The sequence below is a fragment of the Sinosporangium siamense genome (genome assembly GCF_016863435.1).
GTDB lineage: Bacteria > Actinomycetota > Actinomycetes > Streptosporangiales > Streptosporangiaceae > Sinosporangium > Sinosporangium siamense.
This window is the reverse complement of sequence record NZ_BOOW01000044.1, coordinates 1-14,090: the sequence shown is the minus strand read 5'-3', so window position 1 is coordinate 14,090 and position 14,090 is coordinate 1. Positions and strand designations below refer to the sequence as shown.

8 protein-coding genes are annotated in these 14,090 nt (G+C 67.5%); 4 read left to right on the top strand and 4 right to left on the bottom strand.

Features of this window, described 5'->3' with window-relative positions; all coding sequences use genetic code 11:
* Positions 1–34: 34 nt before the first annotated feature.
* The 4 genes from cas3g (Ssi02_RS32195) to cas7g (Ssi02_RS32180) form a co-directional block, all read right to left on the bottom strand.
* A complete protein-coding gene (gene cas3g / locus Ssi02_RS32195) occupies positions 35–1,333 on the bottom strand; it encodes a type I-G CRISPR-associated helicase/endonuclease Cas3g (protein WP_204031351.1) in 1,299 nt (432 codons plus the stop codon).
* Positions 1,333–2,079 carry a type I-G CRISPR-associated protein Csb2 gene (gene csb2, locus Ssi02_RS39480; protein WP_275410776.1) on the bottom strand — a complete coding sequence of 249 codons (747 nt, stop codon included), beginning with the start codon at positions 2,077–2,079 and terminating at the stop codon, positions 1,333–1,335. The genes cas3g (Ssi02_RS32195) and csb2 (Ssi02_RS39480) overlap by 1 nt, the downstream gene beginning before the upstream one ends.
* Positions 2,080–2,147: 68 nt before the next feature.
* A complete protein-coding gene (gene csb2, locus Ssi02_RS39475; protein ID WP_204031349.1) occupies positions 2,148–2,717 on the bottom strand; it encodes a type I-G CRISPR-associated protein Csb2 in 570 nt (189 codons plus the stop codon).
* Positions 2,718–2,720: 3 nt separating this feature from the next.
* The gene (gene cas7g, locus Ssi02_RS32180) at positions 2,721–3,881 is read right to left on the bottom strand and encodes a type I-G CRISPR-associated RAMP protein Csb1/Cas7g (RefSeq protein ID WP_373870228.1); all 1,161 of its coding nucleotides are present in this window, start codon (positions 3,879–3,881) and stop codon (positions 2,721–2,723) included.
* 1,184 nt (positions 3,882–5,065) lie between these two features.
* Between cas7g (Ssi02_RS32180) and cas3g (Ssi02_RS32175) the strand changes: the two genes are divergently transcribed.
* From cas3g (Ssi02_RS32175) to csb2 (Ssi02_RS32160), 4 genes are read left to right on the top strand one after another with little or no spacing between them, the layout of a single operon-like run.
* Positions 5,066–7,510, top strand: coding sequence for a type I-G CRISPR-associated helicase/endonuclease Cas3g (cas3g, locus tag Ssi02_RS32175; protein ID WP_204031347.1), 2,445 nt, complete (start codon positions 5,066–5,068; stop codon positions 7,508–7,510).
* Positions 7,507–9,711, top strand: coding sequence for a type I-G CRISPR-associated protein Cas8g1/Csx17 (gene cas8g1, locus Ssi02_RS32170; RefSeq protein WP_204031346.1), 2,205 nt, complete (start codon positions 7,507–7,509; stop codon positions 9,709–9,711). Before cas3g (Ssi02_RS32175) ends, cas8g1 begins: the two co-directional genes overlap by 4 nt.
* Positions 9,708–10,637 carry a type I-G CRISPR-associated RAMP protein Csb1/Cas7g gene (gene cas7g, locus Ssi02_RS32165; protein WP_204031345.1) on the top strand — a complete coding sequence of 310 codons (930 nt, stop codon included), beginning with the start codon at positions 9,708–9,710 and terminating at the stop codon, positions 10,635–10,637. Before cas8g1 ends, cas7g (Ssi02_RS32165) begins: the two co-directional genes overlap by 4 nt.
* A gap of 1 nt (position 10,638) precedes the next feature.
* A complete protein-coding gene (gene csb2, locus Ssi02_RS32160; RefSeq protein ID WP_204031344.1) occupies positions 10,639–12,063 on the top strand; it encodes a type I-G CRISPR-associated protein Csb2 in 1,425 nt (474 codons plus the stop codon).
* Positions 12,064–14,090 lie beyond the last annotated feature (2,027 nt).

Genomic DNA, 14,090 nt, shown 5'->3' with positions numbered 1-14,090 from the left:
CCGCAGCTCCGACGGGGACAGTGACAGGAAGTCCTCACCCAGCAGGGGAGAGGTTTTGCCAGGGCGAAACTTCTGGACCGGGCAGCCACGCCCACGTGTTCGCACGGGCCTCGCCGTACACCCCGTCCGGATCGTGCGGGCTGTGCACGATGACCGCCGGTGCCGCGCTCTCCATTCTCCCGAGGCGGTTGAGGCGCCCGAGGCGCTGGACGAGGGCGGGCAGCGATGCCGACTCGGTGACCAAGGCGGAGAAATCGAGATTTGCCCCGACCTCCACCGTTTGGGTGGCCACCGCGAAGATCGGTTCCTCGGGGTCGGTGTCGCAGCCTGCCTTGATCCGGTCGTACCACTTCAGCAGCAGGTAGTCCCGATCCACTGGGCGGATACGCCCGGTGAGCAGCAGGCACTGGTCGGGATGCTGTCCGCGGAGGATCTCGAACACTGCTCGCGCGCGGGCGACCGTGTTGCAGACGACCCCGACCACGCGGTGCTCTCGGGCCAGGTGTCCCGCCCACTGGGCCAGCGCTGCAGCTGTCTGCTGGTGGTTGTTCTTCTTGGTGGTACCGCTGACCTCGACCAGATAGCCGTGCTTGCGGGCATGCAGTCTCTGGCGGGCGAAGCGGTTCGCCTCGTCGTCTGTGGTGATGGTGTGCACGCGGGTGCTGTCGGAGTTGGGGCTGGCGGTCATGCTGACCACCCGGGGCTGAGCGTCTGCAGGTGTGGTGTCCATGCTCAAGGCGTCGCCGAGCGTGGTGAGGAAGGGCTGCGACAGATGCGCCTCGTCGACGACGATCAGGCTGTCGGTGCCCACCAGGGCGGCGTCGATCGGGCGCAGGCTGTCGCTCAGACCGTACCCGCGAAACAGCAGCCGGCTGCCGATCTGGTCGACCGTCCCCACCACGATCGCGTACTGGTCGGGGCGCTCCACCCAGCGCCACGACCAGGTGACACCACCACGCATCCGCGTGACCTCAAGCCCCTCCCCGCCACTCCTCGCCCGCAGGACGGCCGCCACCCTGCCGGCAACGCTGCCGGCCTCCGCCCGCTCCAGCGCACTGCGGATGCGGCACGCGTGACGGAAGGCCTCGTCGACGATCAGCCGCCGGTCCACCACGAAGAAGACCCGCCGACGCGCATCCGAGCACCCGAGCGCCGCGGCGAACACCGCAACATCCAGCAACGACGTCTTTCCCAGACCCGTGGGAACGTCGAGAAGAGCGGGCCACCCCTCCCGGTGCACCCGGGCCAGCAGAGCCACCTGCCAGGGGAAGGGACCGTATCCGTGGACCTCCTCGTAGAAGGCGACGAAATCGGCTACCGACAGGCTGTCCATCACGCCGTCCTCTCCGGGACGAACAACCCCAGCCCCAGGTAGCGCAGCGAACCGGCGATCACCGGTCCCACCACCGGGCGGGGGAACCTCACCCGCACGTGAACCATCGGACGGCGCGGCCGCCCCTGCGGCATGCTGCCCGCGCGAGGTCGCCACACCGCGCCCTCTAGCAGCGGCGCCGCCGAGACCGCCACCTCGACCGGCTCCGGATAGCCGACCCGGGCCAGCGATTTGACAACCAGCGACTCGATCGCACGGCCCTTGCGCGGCATCCCGTCGGTGACCAGCGGCGTCGCCGTCACCCACCGGCACGCCCCGCCCTCCGGGCCACGCCAGGTCTCCGGCGACAGCCCGCGGCGACGTGGGTCGTGGCCGTAGAGGAGTCCCGTGGAGCGGCCGGACCAGGTGAGGCGGGTGAGGGCGCCTTCACCGCTGACCACGGCGCGCACCAGCCTCTTCCACTCCTCGGCCGGCATGTCCCGCGGTACGGCCAGAGCCAGGCCGAGCAGGTGCCCGTCGGCGTGCCGGTGCCCCACATCCGGCAGCGCCAGGTAGCCGACGTGCGTCCGGCCGTCGGCGCCGTGGCCGCTCACCTGCGCGGGCACCTCCGTCCCGATCCTGCTGATCACCGCCTTGCGCAGCATCGAGGTGAGCGTCAGGACACGGTCCCCGCCGATCCGGGACGCCTGACGATCAAACCCCCAGATCATCAAGCTGTCCCACGGGGATCGGAACGGTACCTGCACCGCCTGCGGTTCGACGGCGGGCAGGTACGGGACCGCCCTGGCCACCTCCCAGGAGCGCGCACCCGACTCTAGGCGTCGATGAGGGCATCGGTGTACCCCGGGTACGGCACGCGCAACGCGACAACATCGCCGTCACCGAGGCGGCTCGGCAACCACTGAGACCAGACCGCAGGCCCTTCAAGGGCCTCGGGGGCGACGCTGACCTCGGCCTGACCGGTCGACCTGCCGACATACGGCACGTTGCGCGCCATTCGACGCAGCCGTGCCACCACACCTGGATCAGGCTCCGCCTCGGGCCACACGAACGCGAACCGCTCATCGGCGGGCACAGCGGAGACACGGGCGCGCGCCCCGTTGGTACGGCCCGGCCAGCTCGCGCTGCCGCCCTTTGCCGAGGCCTCGTTGGTCACCACATAGCTGTCGACCCGCGCGGTGCTTGTCGAAGGGGCGGCCCAGACTTGGGGCGAACCGCACCGCTCCAACCAGCGCAGCGCCTCCCAGTCCTCAGCACACGCGGCCGAGGCCACCAGAGCGCAGAACACCCGAGCCGGATGCGGCGGCCACTCCACCCGCCGCGGATCCACCTGCGCGGCGTCATAGCGCCCTTGGCGCAGCCGCACAGCCACAGTGAGGGACACCGCTTACCCCTCCTCGGTCGGCGCCTGCGCCACCGTGACCTCGATCGCCTTGCGCAGCGAGGGGATCGGCTCCACCAGCACGACGTCGCTGGCCATCTCGATGCCAAGCTTGGCCGCCTCCTCCTTGAGCTCGTGGAAGGCGTCGATCGCTGCCGAAGCCGAGACCTCGATCAGATTGAGTGCGCCGCCCGGCCGCTCGAGTCCCACCTGCTCGGACATCTTGGCCAGGTCGCAGCCCGACCGCAGCCACACGGACGGCCGCGCGAACGCCAACCGGTCCGCGGCCAGCGCCAGCGCCGCCAGCGTTGCGCGGGCGGTCTGCGCGGCCTGCGGTGAGGCGTCTCCGAACCGCAGCCGCTCCAGGCCGGCCAGGGAGATGCTCGCCATGCGTCGCACCTCGGCGACGGTCACCCCGCCGGGGACGGGGTTGGGGGCGATGTTGCCGTGGCCGATTTCACTCAGGCGGCTGCCCGTGGTCTTCTTCGCCCCCTCGGCCGCGTACTCCCACGCCACGGGATCCTTGCTGGAGACCGAACCGGTCAGGTTGACCGGGTCCAGCCGTCCGCCGCGGCGGGCACCGAACACTGGGTTGGTGCCGTACATGACCGCGGTGTAGAGCCGGGCGAACTTCGGCCACCTGCCTTTTCGGTGGGAGTCCCACGCGCCGTAGATCAACGAGGTGGGCTCACGCTCGTACAGGGGGCGGGCATCCAGAGCGGTGACCGAGCGCAGGCGCCTGCCGATCTCGCTCTGGTCGAACCGGACGCCGTCGATTGTGGAGTCCCGCCAGTAGGCGTCGGCGTAGCGGTGGGGGGCGTCGAAGGAGGTGATGCGGACCTCACCGTGCGCGGTGGGGGTGCGCATCTCCAGCATCGGCAGCTCGATACGGCCCTCGTCCCGGGCCTGTTTGAGGGCTTTCTCGGTCCGGTTGGCCTGGGATTGCTCCTGGTCGAAGGTCACCGTCTTGACGACCGCGCCATCCAGGAGGCGGTCGGCCACCAGGTACTTCCTGGTCAGGTCGCGCTCGCGTTCCTCGATGGGGAAGGTCGGGGGCATTGCGATGTTGCCCAGACCACCTACTGGCTGGTAGGTAGCTTGCACCACCAATGCGGTGTGAGTCCTGTCCTCGTTTGTCGCATCTAATAGGATTTGGGTCAAGCTCACTTGAACGCCCCTTTCGCACTTCGCTCGGTCGTCGACTTTCTCGACATGCGGAGAATGCCAGAGGCGACTGACAATTCTGATGCGCCTGCAGGTGCGGGGGTAAAAGCGTGATTTGGTGGCTAGCGTCCATAACGATGGCATCTATGGCGAGTTGATCGATTTCTTTTCTGGCGAGCCGCAGTGGAGATCTAAAGCCCAAGCGAGCTCGATCGAGATTGCATCGCTCGGAGTGGAGAAGGGGCTGGCTGCGCCAACTGGAGAGCCCCTGTGGTACGGGGCCACGAACGGCGCTCGAGGAGAACTGTGAAAGCTAGGCCGGAGAGCGGATGGCGCTCTTACTCGGTCGCTGCATTGATGCCGCCTCTGGAAAGGGGAAACCTGATCGTTGACCGCAAACGCGACTGCACTCATGCTGCCGTAATGGTGATGCTCCCCTGAAGCACGCCGAAACTCGGCTACTCGGGCGTATGCGCAGTGTGTAGCCATCCACCGCAATGATGCCGCTCCAACAGAGGCGGTGAATCTTCCGCTCCCGTTCCGCCCCAGAGCGACAGCCGAGCAGCCGCAATGATGCCTGCCCCGATAAGGGCGGTGAAACCTTCGCGAGCTGCGAAGTTGGCTTTCTAGCAGATGTGTCGGTCGAATATGCAGTCTATTTTGTCGCTTATGTGGCTCCTTGGGCTTGGGGCCTCCCGGGGTATCTGTGAACTTACGGTTCCCAACCTGCGAGACCTGCGAGACCTGCGGGCGGCGGGTGGTGGGTGCTTGGTGCTGCTCGTCCTCTGTGGCACCGAGTGACGGCTAGTTCGAAGGGCGAATGGGGGTCGAAAGATCAAGAAGGTGCGCAACTCGATAACGCAGCCGAAGTGGTTTGTATCGCAAATCTCCTTGATGTCTGGTTTGCGTATTGAGGGGTATGTTTATGCCTCGAAATCCCCGAAGGCTGTGCTTCGCGGAGGATGTGAATCGGTAGTGGGTCGGGGCTCGTATCGTAATACTGCATCCTGGACGCCTTGGTGCCCGGCGCTGCATGTAAAGCTGACTAGATCAACTGGCTCCGCTATGCCGGTTCTGGGCTTCCCTGTGGAGAGCGGTCAAACTGTCGGTTGGAACCGCTAGATTGCACTTCCTCGCGAATGCGAGGTCCTGGGTAGTCTGCCGAATTCCTTGAGGTGCCGCTGGCCATGCAGTCTGACGAGCCGTTATCGGGTTTCAGCACCACCGTCCTGTGTGCGTTCGGCCACGAGCTTGCTCCGTACCCGTACCAAGCGAGGCTCGCTCGCGAGGGACTGCCGGACCTGCTGCGGGTGCCGACCGGGGGCGGGAAGACGGTCGCAGCGGTCCTGCCATGGCTATGGCGCACCACCGCGTTCCCCGAGGTCACACCGCGCCGCCTGGTCTACGTGCTGCCCTTGCGAACGCTGGTCGAGCAGACCGCGAACAAGGTAGCCGCGTGGCTCTCCAACCTCGGCCTGCGCGCCTCCCCGGATCCCGCGCAGTCCGCCCGGGAGGACAAGGTCGTCCTTCAAGTGCTGATGGGCGGCGCCGATCGAGACGACGACCTCTGGCAGCTTGAGCCGGGCAGACGGGCGATTCTCATCGGCACGCAGGACATGATCCTCAGCCGTGCGTTGATGCGGGGATACGCCGAAGCGCGGGCGAAGTGGCCGATCTCCTACGCGCTCTTGCACTCGGACACTCAGTGGGTGTTCGACGAGACGCAGCTACTCGGGCCGGCGTTGCCGACGAGTGCGCAACTCCAGGGGCTGCGCGACACACTGGGTACGGCGGCGCCGACGAAGACGATGTGGATGTCGGCGACATTGGCCGAGGACGGCCTGGCCACCGTCGACCACGATGTCACGGCCTTGCGCACGGTTGAGCTGTCGGCCGAGGACAGGGTTGGTGACCTGGCCAGACGCCTGAACGCGACTAGGGTCGTGGAGAGGCTGGACCTGCCTACGGCGAACAAGGGCTATCCGTCGGCACTCGCCAAGGAGTTGCTCGAACGGCATCGGCCGGGCACTCGGACGATCGCAGTGTTGAACACGGTGGAGCGTGCCACGGCGGTGTGCGCGGCGGTTCGGAAGGCCGATCCGCAGGCTGATGTGGTGTTGATCCACTCCAGGTTCCGCCCCGCTGAGCGGGGCAGCCTTATGACTCAGGTGGAGGAGGATCCTCCTCTCGCCGGGAGAATCGTGATCTCGACGCAGGTCCTCGAAGCGGGCGTGGATATCTCATCGAGAACACTGTTCTCCGAGGCCGCGCCGTGGAGTTCGATTGTGCAGCGGGCCGGGCGGTGCAATCGTGCTGGGGAGTTTGAGGTCGCCTCGCTGCTCTGGGGCCTGCCGCCGACGGGCCGCGCTCCGGCTGCGCCGTACACGCAAGAGGATGTGGACGCAGCGGCGGAGGCCCTGATCGAACTGCAGAGCGTTGCTGTCACGTCCACGGAGCTGCAGCAACGTGAGGTGAAGCAGGCTCTGGAGCTTCACCCGGTGGTCCGGCGCCGTGACCTGCTCCAGCTCTTCGACACGATGCCCGATCTGACCGGCGCCGACATCGACGTGAGCCCGTGGATCCGCGAAGGTGACGACGGCGGTGTGTTCGTGGCGTGGCGAGACTGGTCGGCCACGGGTGGTCGGCCTGGTGAGGACGAGCCGTGGCCTTCACGCGAGGAGCTGTGCCCGGCCCCGCTCGCCGACGTAAGGAAGTTGACCGCCTCGGACAGTGGCGCGCGCAGGGTATGGGTGCGGGATCGGATCGACGGGGTGTGGCGGCGCGCGAACCGGCGGGATGTTGTCCCCGGCGTGGTGCTGCTGGCCGATGCGTCGGGCGGTGGATACGACCCGGTGCTCGGATGGAGCATGGACAGCCGGGCCCCGGCCCCCACGCTGACTCCGGTGCAGCCTTCCCACTCGGTATCGGAGAACGACTCCATGGGGGAGGATCCGCTGACCTCCCGCGGCCAGCCGTGGGTGAGCTTGACCCAGCACTTGGAGGACGTCGACAACGAGGTGCGAAAGGTCGCCGAAACCACGGCGTCGCCAGGAATGTCCCCCGCTCATATCACCGCAGCCGCATTGGCTGGTCGCTACCACGACCTTGGGAAATGCCATGACGTGTTCCAGGAGACCCTGAGAACGGTCGGTCAGTCTCCGATCACGGGACTGCTGGCGAAAACGCCGGGTGGCCGCATCCGGCATTCCCGGCCTTACTTCCGGCACGAACTGGTCAGCGCGCTGATGCTCTCCCACCCTTCCTGTCGGCTGCTGGACGGTCAGCCGGAACGCGACCTGATCACCTATCTCACCGCGGCACACCATGGGAAGGTCCGTCTCAGCGTGCGTTCGGTCGGCGAGGAGTCCACGGCGGAACCACCCCTGGTGCTCGGCGTGGCCGAAGGCGACAAGACCCCGCCTTTCTCCATGGCGTCCAGTGAGCAAGTCGGACAGCTCACGCTGTCGACGGCATCACTTCGCCTGGGGGCCGAAGCGGGGGACTCCTGGACCACCAGAGCGGTGTCGTTGCGTGACCGTCCGGACCTGGGGCCGTTCCGCCTGGCCTTCCTGGAGGCGCTGGTACGAATCGCCGACATGCGTGTCAGCCGCAGCTATCGGGAGGGCACATGAACCGGATAGTTCTTCGCGGATGCCGAGCCGACGTGCTCGCCGGGTATCTGCAGGCCCTCGGTCTCCTACGGGTGGTCGCGGCGCAGGCCGACCCTAAGGCGCGACTGCACTGGCGCGGGGACGTGGCCATCCTGGACACGACGCTCTGCGAGGAGGATCTGTTCGTCTGGCTGGCTCGCTCCTACAGGCCTGCCGCGATCGTCTCACCCTGGAACTCCGGCTCCGGTTTCGCCGGCAACGGCAAGAGCCGCAGCGCCGAGCAGGCGTTGCAGGCCGTACACGACCTCGACGATGAGCGGCTTCAGCCGCTGCGCAGGGCGATCACGGTCGGCCGCCGGGTGGTGGACGAGGGGCGCCGCCGGGGATGGGGCGGCAAGAAGGACGAGATGTGGGACAAGAACCACAAGGTCGACCTGGTACGGCTGTGCCGCAACATGCTGCCCGACGACGCGCTGGCCTGGCTGGACGTGGCGGTCACGCTCACCTTGGACGATGTGGCGTTCAACGCCTTGGCCGGTACGGGAGGCAACTTCGGTCGGCAGGACCTGTCGGCCACCTACTACGACCGTCTGCTGCGGCTGATGGGCCCCAAGGCCAAAGTCGCTGAGAGCCGCAATTGGGCGGAGGCGGCACTGATCGGCAGGGAGGACGTGGCCTACCTGCGCGACACCGTCGGCCAGTACGACCCGGGAAGGGCAGGCGGCATCCACTCCGCCGCCGATGAAAAGGTCGACGGATTCGCCAACCCGTGGTCGTTCGTCCTGGTCATGGAAGGCACGCTGCTGTTCGCCAGCGCGGCCGTACGGCGCAACGGGTCCGGCCACGCGAGCGAGGCCAAGCCGTTCTTCACCCGCTCCACCCCCTTGGGGCATGGCAGCGCCGCTGAGGACGAGCCCGTCAAGGGCGAGCAGTGGGTGCCCCTGTGGGACCAGCCCGCCGGCGCCGTCGAGGTGGCCCACCTGATCGGTGAGGGACGCGCCCAATGGCGGCACCGGCAGGCGACCTCAGGCCTGGAGTTCGCCCTGGCTCTGGCCTCGCTGGGCGTCGATCGCGGTCTTAAGGCGTTCCACCGGTTCATCATCGCCGAACGGCTTGGTCAGAGTCCGCTTGCCGTCCACGCAGGAAAGATCGCCGTGGCGTCCCGACCGGAAGAAGCCCTGCTGCGCGGGCCGTACCGGTGGCTGGAGCAGGTGCGCCGCCTGAAGCCGCCGGGCGGCGTCGCCACCGCGCTGCGCCGAGTGGAGCGCGAGGTGTTCGCCGTCGCCGCCGGTGGCGGACGTACGGCGATGGCACGCTTCGTGGTCGAGTTCGGCCGACTGCACGAGACGGTGGGCCGGTCCGGGACGCTGCGTAAAGACGTCGCACCCTACAAGGCGGGGGAGCACACGGCGGACTGGCTTGCGGCCCTGGACGACGGCTCACGGGAGTGGTGGCTGGCCGCCGGCTTCGCCGCACTGCGCGACGAGACCAAAGCCACCGGACCGGGGGTCCGGGAACTGCTCACCCGAACCGGGACCAGCGGGTGGCAGGACACGCCGGGCTGCGGGGTTGAACTGTACGGCACGACCTTGGTGCGGGCACTCACTGAAGCACACCGCATCAGAGGGATCAAGACCCGTGACATGTCGTCCTCGGTCGCAGCCGAGGACGAGTCTGCCCGCGGTGTTCAGACCGCCTATCGGTACGGCCAGCGGCTGCCGATGGGCCTCCTGGCCGCGTTCCTCGCGGGCGATGTCCGGGACGACCTGGTCGCCGACTACCTGCGCGGACTACTCGTCCTGGGATGTCGCCCACGCTCGGAAGCATCCTGGCCCCGGTATGGACCCCACCTCCCGGATTGGACGCTGTCGTTGCTGTTGCCGTTCTTCGGCACCGGTGAGCTGACCATGAAGGTGCCCGACGCCCGCAGCGGTGAGCAATCGGTGAAGGCGGTACGGCTCGCGCCACGCCCCGGCTGGATCGCCTCCCTGGCCGCAGGGCAGGTGGACGCCGTCGTCAGGGAGGCGCAGCTGCGGCTGCGCATGGCCGGACTCCAACCCCGAATTCCCCGGCTGCCGGCCTCCCGGGTCGACGGCCCCAGACTCGCCGCCGCCCTGCTGCTGTCCTGCACCCGGCGCGACCGCGAACGCTCCCTCGCCAGGATCTGCGTCGCGCAAACCACTGACCATGCCATCCCCGACACTGAAGGAGTTCCCGCGTGATCCCCCTGGATGAGCCACGCCTGCGATACACGGTGCGCCTGCAGCCCGTGCTGGGCTCGACCTTCCAGCCCACCAACTTCCCCGACATCGGCGCGGCCAAGTTCTCCCGGGCCCAGGGCGGCGACTGCCTGCTGGTGGAGTCGGTCCAGTCGATGGCCAACCGGCTGGAGGCCACCGCGTGGGATCGGGCCGCGCGCCGCCCGGCCCCGCTGGTGGAGGCTCTGCCGTACGTGCGGGTGCACCGCAGGGACAACCCCGACGAACACCTCACCTCTTCGCGGGAGGAGGCTCACCGGCTCGCCTCGGCGTTCGTGCGCGACTCCACCCTGGACGGTCTGCAGATGCTGGAGGTCATCCGCGAAAGGCTGGGGCTGGTCAAAGACACTCCGCTCAACTATCCGAGGATGGCGCGGGCGGTGCTGGGGCTCGACCCGTTCTGCCTGCTGCACGGCGTGTTCTTCAGTCACAAGCAGTGGTTGGGGCAGCCCAAGTTCACCCGCGCGATCTCTGCCGTCGTCGAGGCCCACGACGTTCGGGAGGTGGTCAGCGGCGGACGCAAGGCCGATCACGTGCGCCACCAGCTTGTCGAAGGCGAGGGGGGGACCAGCGAGGGATACGGTTCCATTCCCTTCCACCGGGTGGAGTGGACCGCCGGCGACATCAAGGCGATGTTCGTCGTGGACGTCGACCTGCTTCGTTCGTACGGCCTGGGGCCGGATGCGACCGAGCTGCTTGTGCGGCTGGCGCAGTGGGAGATCCGTACGCTGCTGTCCCGCGGGCTGCGGCTGCGTACGGCGTGCGACCTGGAAGTGATCGAGGAGGCCAAGGGGCTGCCCGAGCGTGCCGAACTCGAGGGCCGCATCGGTGAACTCATCACCGCCGAAGGCATCGGCGCCGAGCCGGTCACCGTGCTCTGGAAGGGCTGACATGCCCGTCGTCCTGGCCATGCACTTCCCATGGGGGCGGTATCACGCCACCCCGTGGGGGCGCTATGTGAACGAGGGGCTCGTCGAGGTGCCGCCGTCGCCGTGGCGGTTGCTGCGGGCACTGTACTCGGCGTGGCAGATGCGGGCGCCTGAGCTGGAGGAGCGGGTGGTGCTCTCGCTGCTGGCCGCGCTTGCGGTGCCGCCGTCGTACCGGCTTCCGCCGTACCGGGTCTCGCATTCCCGGCACTACTACCCCGACAGCAAGCACCGCAGCGGTTCGGTGAGTACGGACAAGGCCGTCGACGCTTTTGCCGTACTGGATGGCGATCAGACCATCTACGCCGTCTGGCCGGTGGAACTCAACCCCGAGCAGTGGGAGGCGCTGGCCCGGCTGGCCAAGTCGATCCCCTACATCGGCCGGGCCGACTCCACCTGCGAGATCCAGGCGCTCGACCGCGTGCCGCAAGAGGCGGTCGGACACGCCCAGGCCGAACCGATCGGCTTGGACGACGATGCCCTCGGTTGGCAGCACCAGGCGGTCGAGGTGCTCTGCCCGACCCTTCCGCTCGACCTGGACGCATTGGTCCAGCGTCCGGTCGAGGTCCGCGCCGCCAAGCTGCTCTTCCCCAAGAACACCAGGAAACTCACCTATGCGGTGCCCGTGCCGTCCGACCCGGTCCGGTCAGTCGTCCACTCCGGCACGGATGTCTCGGTCGTACGGCTGGCCGTCAGCGGTGTCCGGCAACCGCGCTTGGCCCACGCCGTTCCCCTCATGGACGCGGTCCGGGGCGCATGCATCAAGATCCTCACCCGGCAGGCCGGGACATCCGACAGCCTCCTGGCCGGCAAGTCCGCCGACGGCAAGCCCCTCGCCGGAGGGCATCGGCACGCCCATTTCCTGCCGTATGACACCGATGGGAACGGGCGTATCGACGAGATCGTCGTCTGGAGCCCGGGTGGCCTGACCGCCCAGGAGGTCGGGGCACTCGATGTTCTTGCCCGACGAGGGGTGGGTGTTCCGGAAGGGGTTAGCGGTCCACGCGATCTTCGGGTGCTGGTCACCGATTCAGGAGGGGAGGAACTGCTGCCGGGGGAGTGGACCCGTCCTGCTCGCCGGTGGCGGTCGGTCACGCCGTTCGTGCCGTCGCGGCATCGCAAGCGGAGGCAGAACGGGGAGGCCTATCTGCATGAGGAGGTGACGCGCGAGCTGGCCTACCGGGGTGAGGCGGTTGGCAGGGTGAGTGTGCAGGAGGGGGAGGGCTCTGCGTTCGTGGGGTTTGTCCGGCGAAGGTGGCGTGATAGGACGTCGTCGGCGCTGCGCAGCGGGCATGCGCTTGCGTTGGAGTTCGCCGAGCCCGTCGGCGGGCCGATCGTGCTTGGGCACCTGTCACATTTTGGACTGGGCTTGTTTCAAGCCATGGGGTGACCGCTTTGGGCTGCTTGAAAACTGAAGCTGGCCTTCGGGAGGGCCCCGAGGGCTGGGCTAGGAACCTCAAGTTCTCATGGATTCCCTGGGAGGTTCCGAAGCGCAATCGACCTGTTTCGGACACGAAACACCCAGTGGAGCCCTGCGGATGTAGTCGCTGGCTGTTGTTTTCCCTGTTCGCGAAGGGTTGCACCCGTCCCTGGTGGACGGGCTCCATTGCGGCTGAAGGTCGCCTTGTCGAACCAGGCGGTCTCGCTGTTGCACCCGTCCCTGGTGGACGGGCTCCATTGCGGCTCGCTGCGTGACCTGTATGGGCGGACGTTTGATGGTTGCACCCGTCCCTGGTGGACGGGCTCCATTGCGGCTGGTCACCCTGCGTAGCTGAGGCGGGGGTCCTTGTCGTTGCACCCGTCCCTGGTGGACGGGCTCCATTGCGGCGTATCTACTCGGACCCTCGTAGGCTGGATCTGATGTGGTTGCACCCGTCCCTGGTGGACGGGCTCCATTGCGGCCACCAGCGCAGCTACGATCCCGCCCTGACCGCCCCGTTGCACCCGTCCCTGGTGGACGGGCTCCATTGCGGCCCTTACATGACAGCGAACCCCTCGCGTCAGGCAACGAGTTGCACCCGTCCCTGGTGGACGGGCTCCATTGCGGCTCTGAGTGGGTCTGGGAGAACCCCGACAGGGCGCAGGTTGCACCCGTCCCTGGTGGACGGGCTCCATTGCGGCGCCTACCAGACCATTCTGGAGTTCGCAGCCTCGCGTTGCACCCGTCCCTGGTGGACAGGCTCCATTGCGGCCCTGTGCTCATGAGGGCTCCGCGCCACGAGCCCTGGTTGCACCCGTCCCTGGCGGCCGGGCTCCCTTGCGGCTCCGGTACGACCTGGACACGCCATGTCCCGTCGGGGTGCACCTGTCCCTGGCGGACGGGCTCCATTGCGGGGGTGAGGTGGAACAGCAGCACGTCGACTTGACCGGCGGTGCACCCGTCCCCGGCGCACAGGCTCCATTGCGGGGCCGAACGGAGCGGCATCAGCATCGCCGTCATCAGGGTGCACCTGTCCTTGGCGGACGGGCTTCATTGCGGGTCCCAGACCAACCCGGCCTACGGCATCGCCCCGCTCGGTGCACCCGTCCCTGGTGGACGGGCTCTATTGCGGCGCCACCCAATGGCTCACCAGCGTCGGAGGCAACCCGGTGCACTCGCCCCTGGAAAATGGGCTCTATTGCGGTGAGGAGTTCGTCCCGGCCTTTGGCCGCTCGTATCCCGGGTACACCCGTCCCTGGCGGATGGGCTGCAGCAGCTCGGCCAGCACCGGCCCTCCGCGGCCGGTGAGCATCGCAACTTGGCCGCCCACGGCTGCGCGCTGTCGTCGATCTCCAATACCGGCACTCCGTGGCCGGTGAGCATCGCAACGGCACCGCCGCCTGGTGCGACATGAGCCTTGCCTGGAACGCTCACCGGCTCTTCGCGGCCGGTGAGCGTTGCAACTTCACCCTCGTTGGGGTCATTGTCGCCGTCATCGGCCCAGCACCGGCTCTCCACAGCCGCTGAGTATCTCAACCGCCCTTCGGCTCCCTGGTGTGGCGGCATTGCCCTAGAGCTGGCTTCCGTGGCCGGTGAGTATTACAACGAGATCAGCAGCCTCGCTCTGAAGTGCTGTGCGCCGAGCTAAGGAGAATTACATTCTGTGATATCAGGGCGTCTTTCTTGTTGGTGAAGGTGCCGGCTGAGCGGAGGACGCCTCGTAGGTCGAGGTAGCACGCGGTGTACCGCGGCTTGCCGTTGATGCCGATGCGCTTCTTCGAGTAGCCCACGGTGATCAGCCCCTTGATCGTCCGTCCGTGATTTGTCCGCGGACAAGTCGTCAGGTCCTGAGAGTGCCCGACAATGTCCAGCACCATTATCAGGGCTGTGAACTGGTGTTATATGCCCAGTCTGCATCGAGTTCAAGGTTGGTTTGAACGCGAAATCTCGCCTCATAACCCAGAGGTCGCAGGTTCAAATCCTGCCCCCGCTACCAC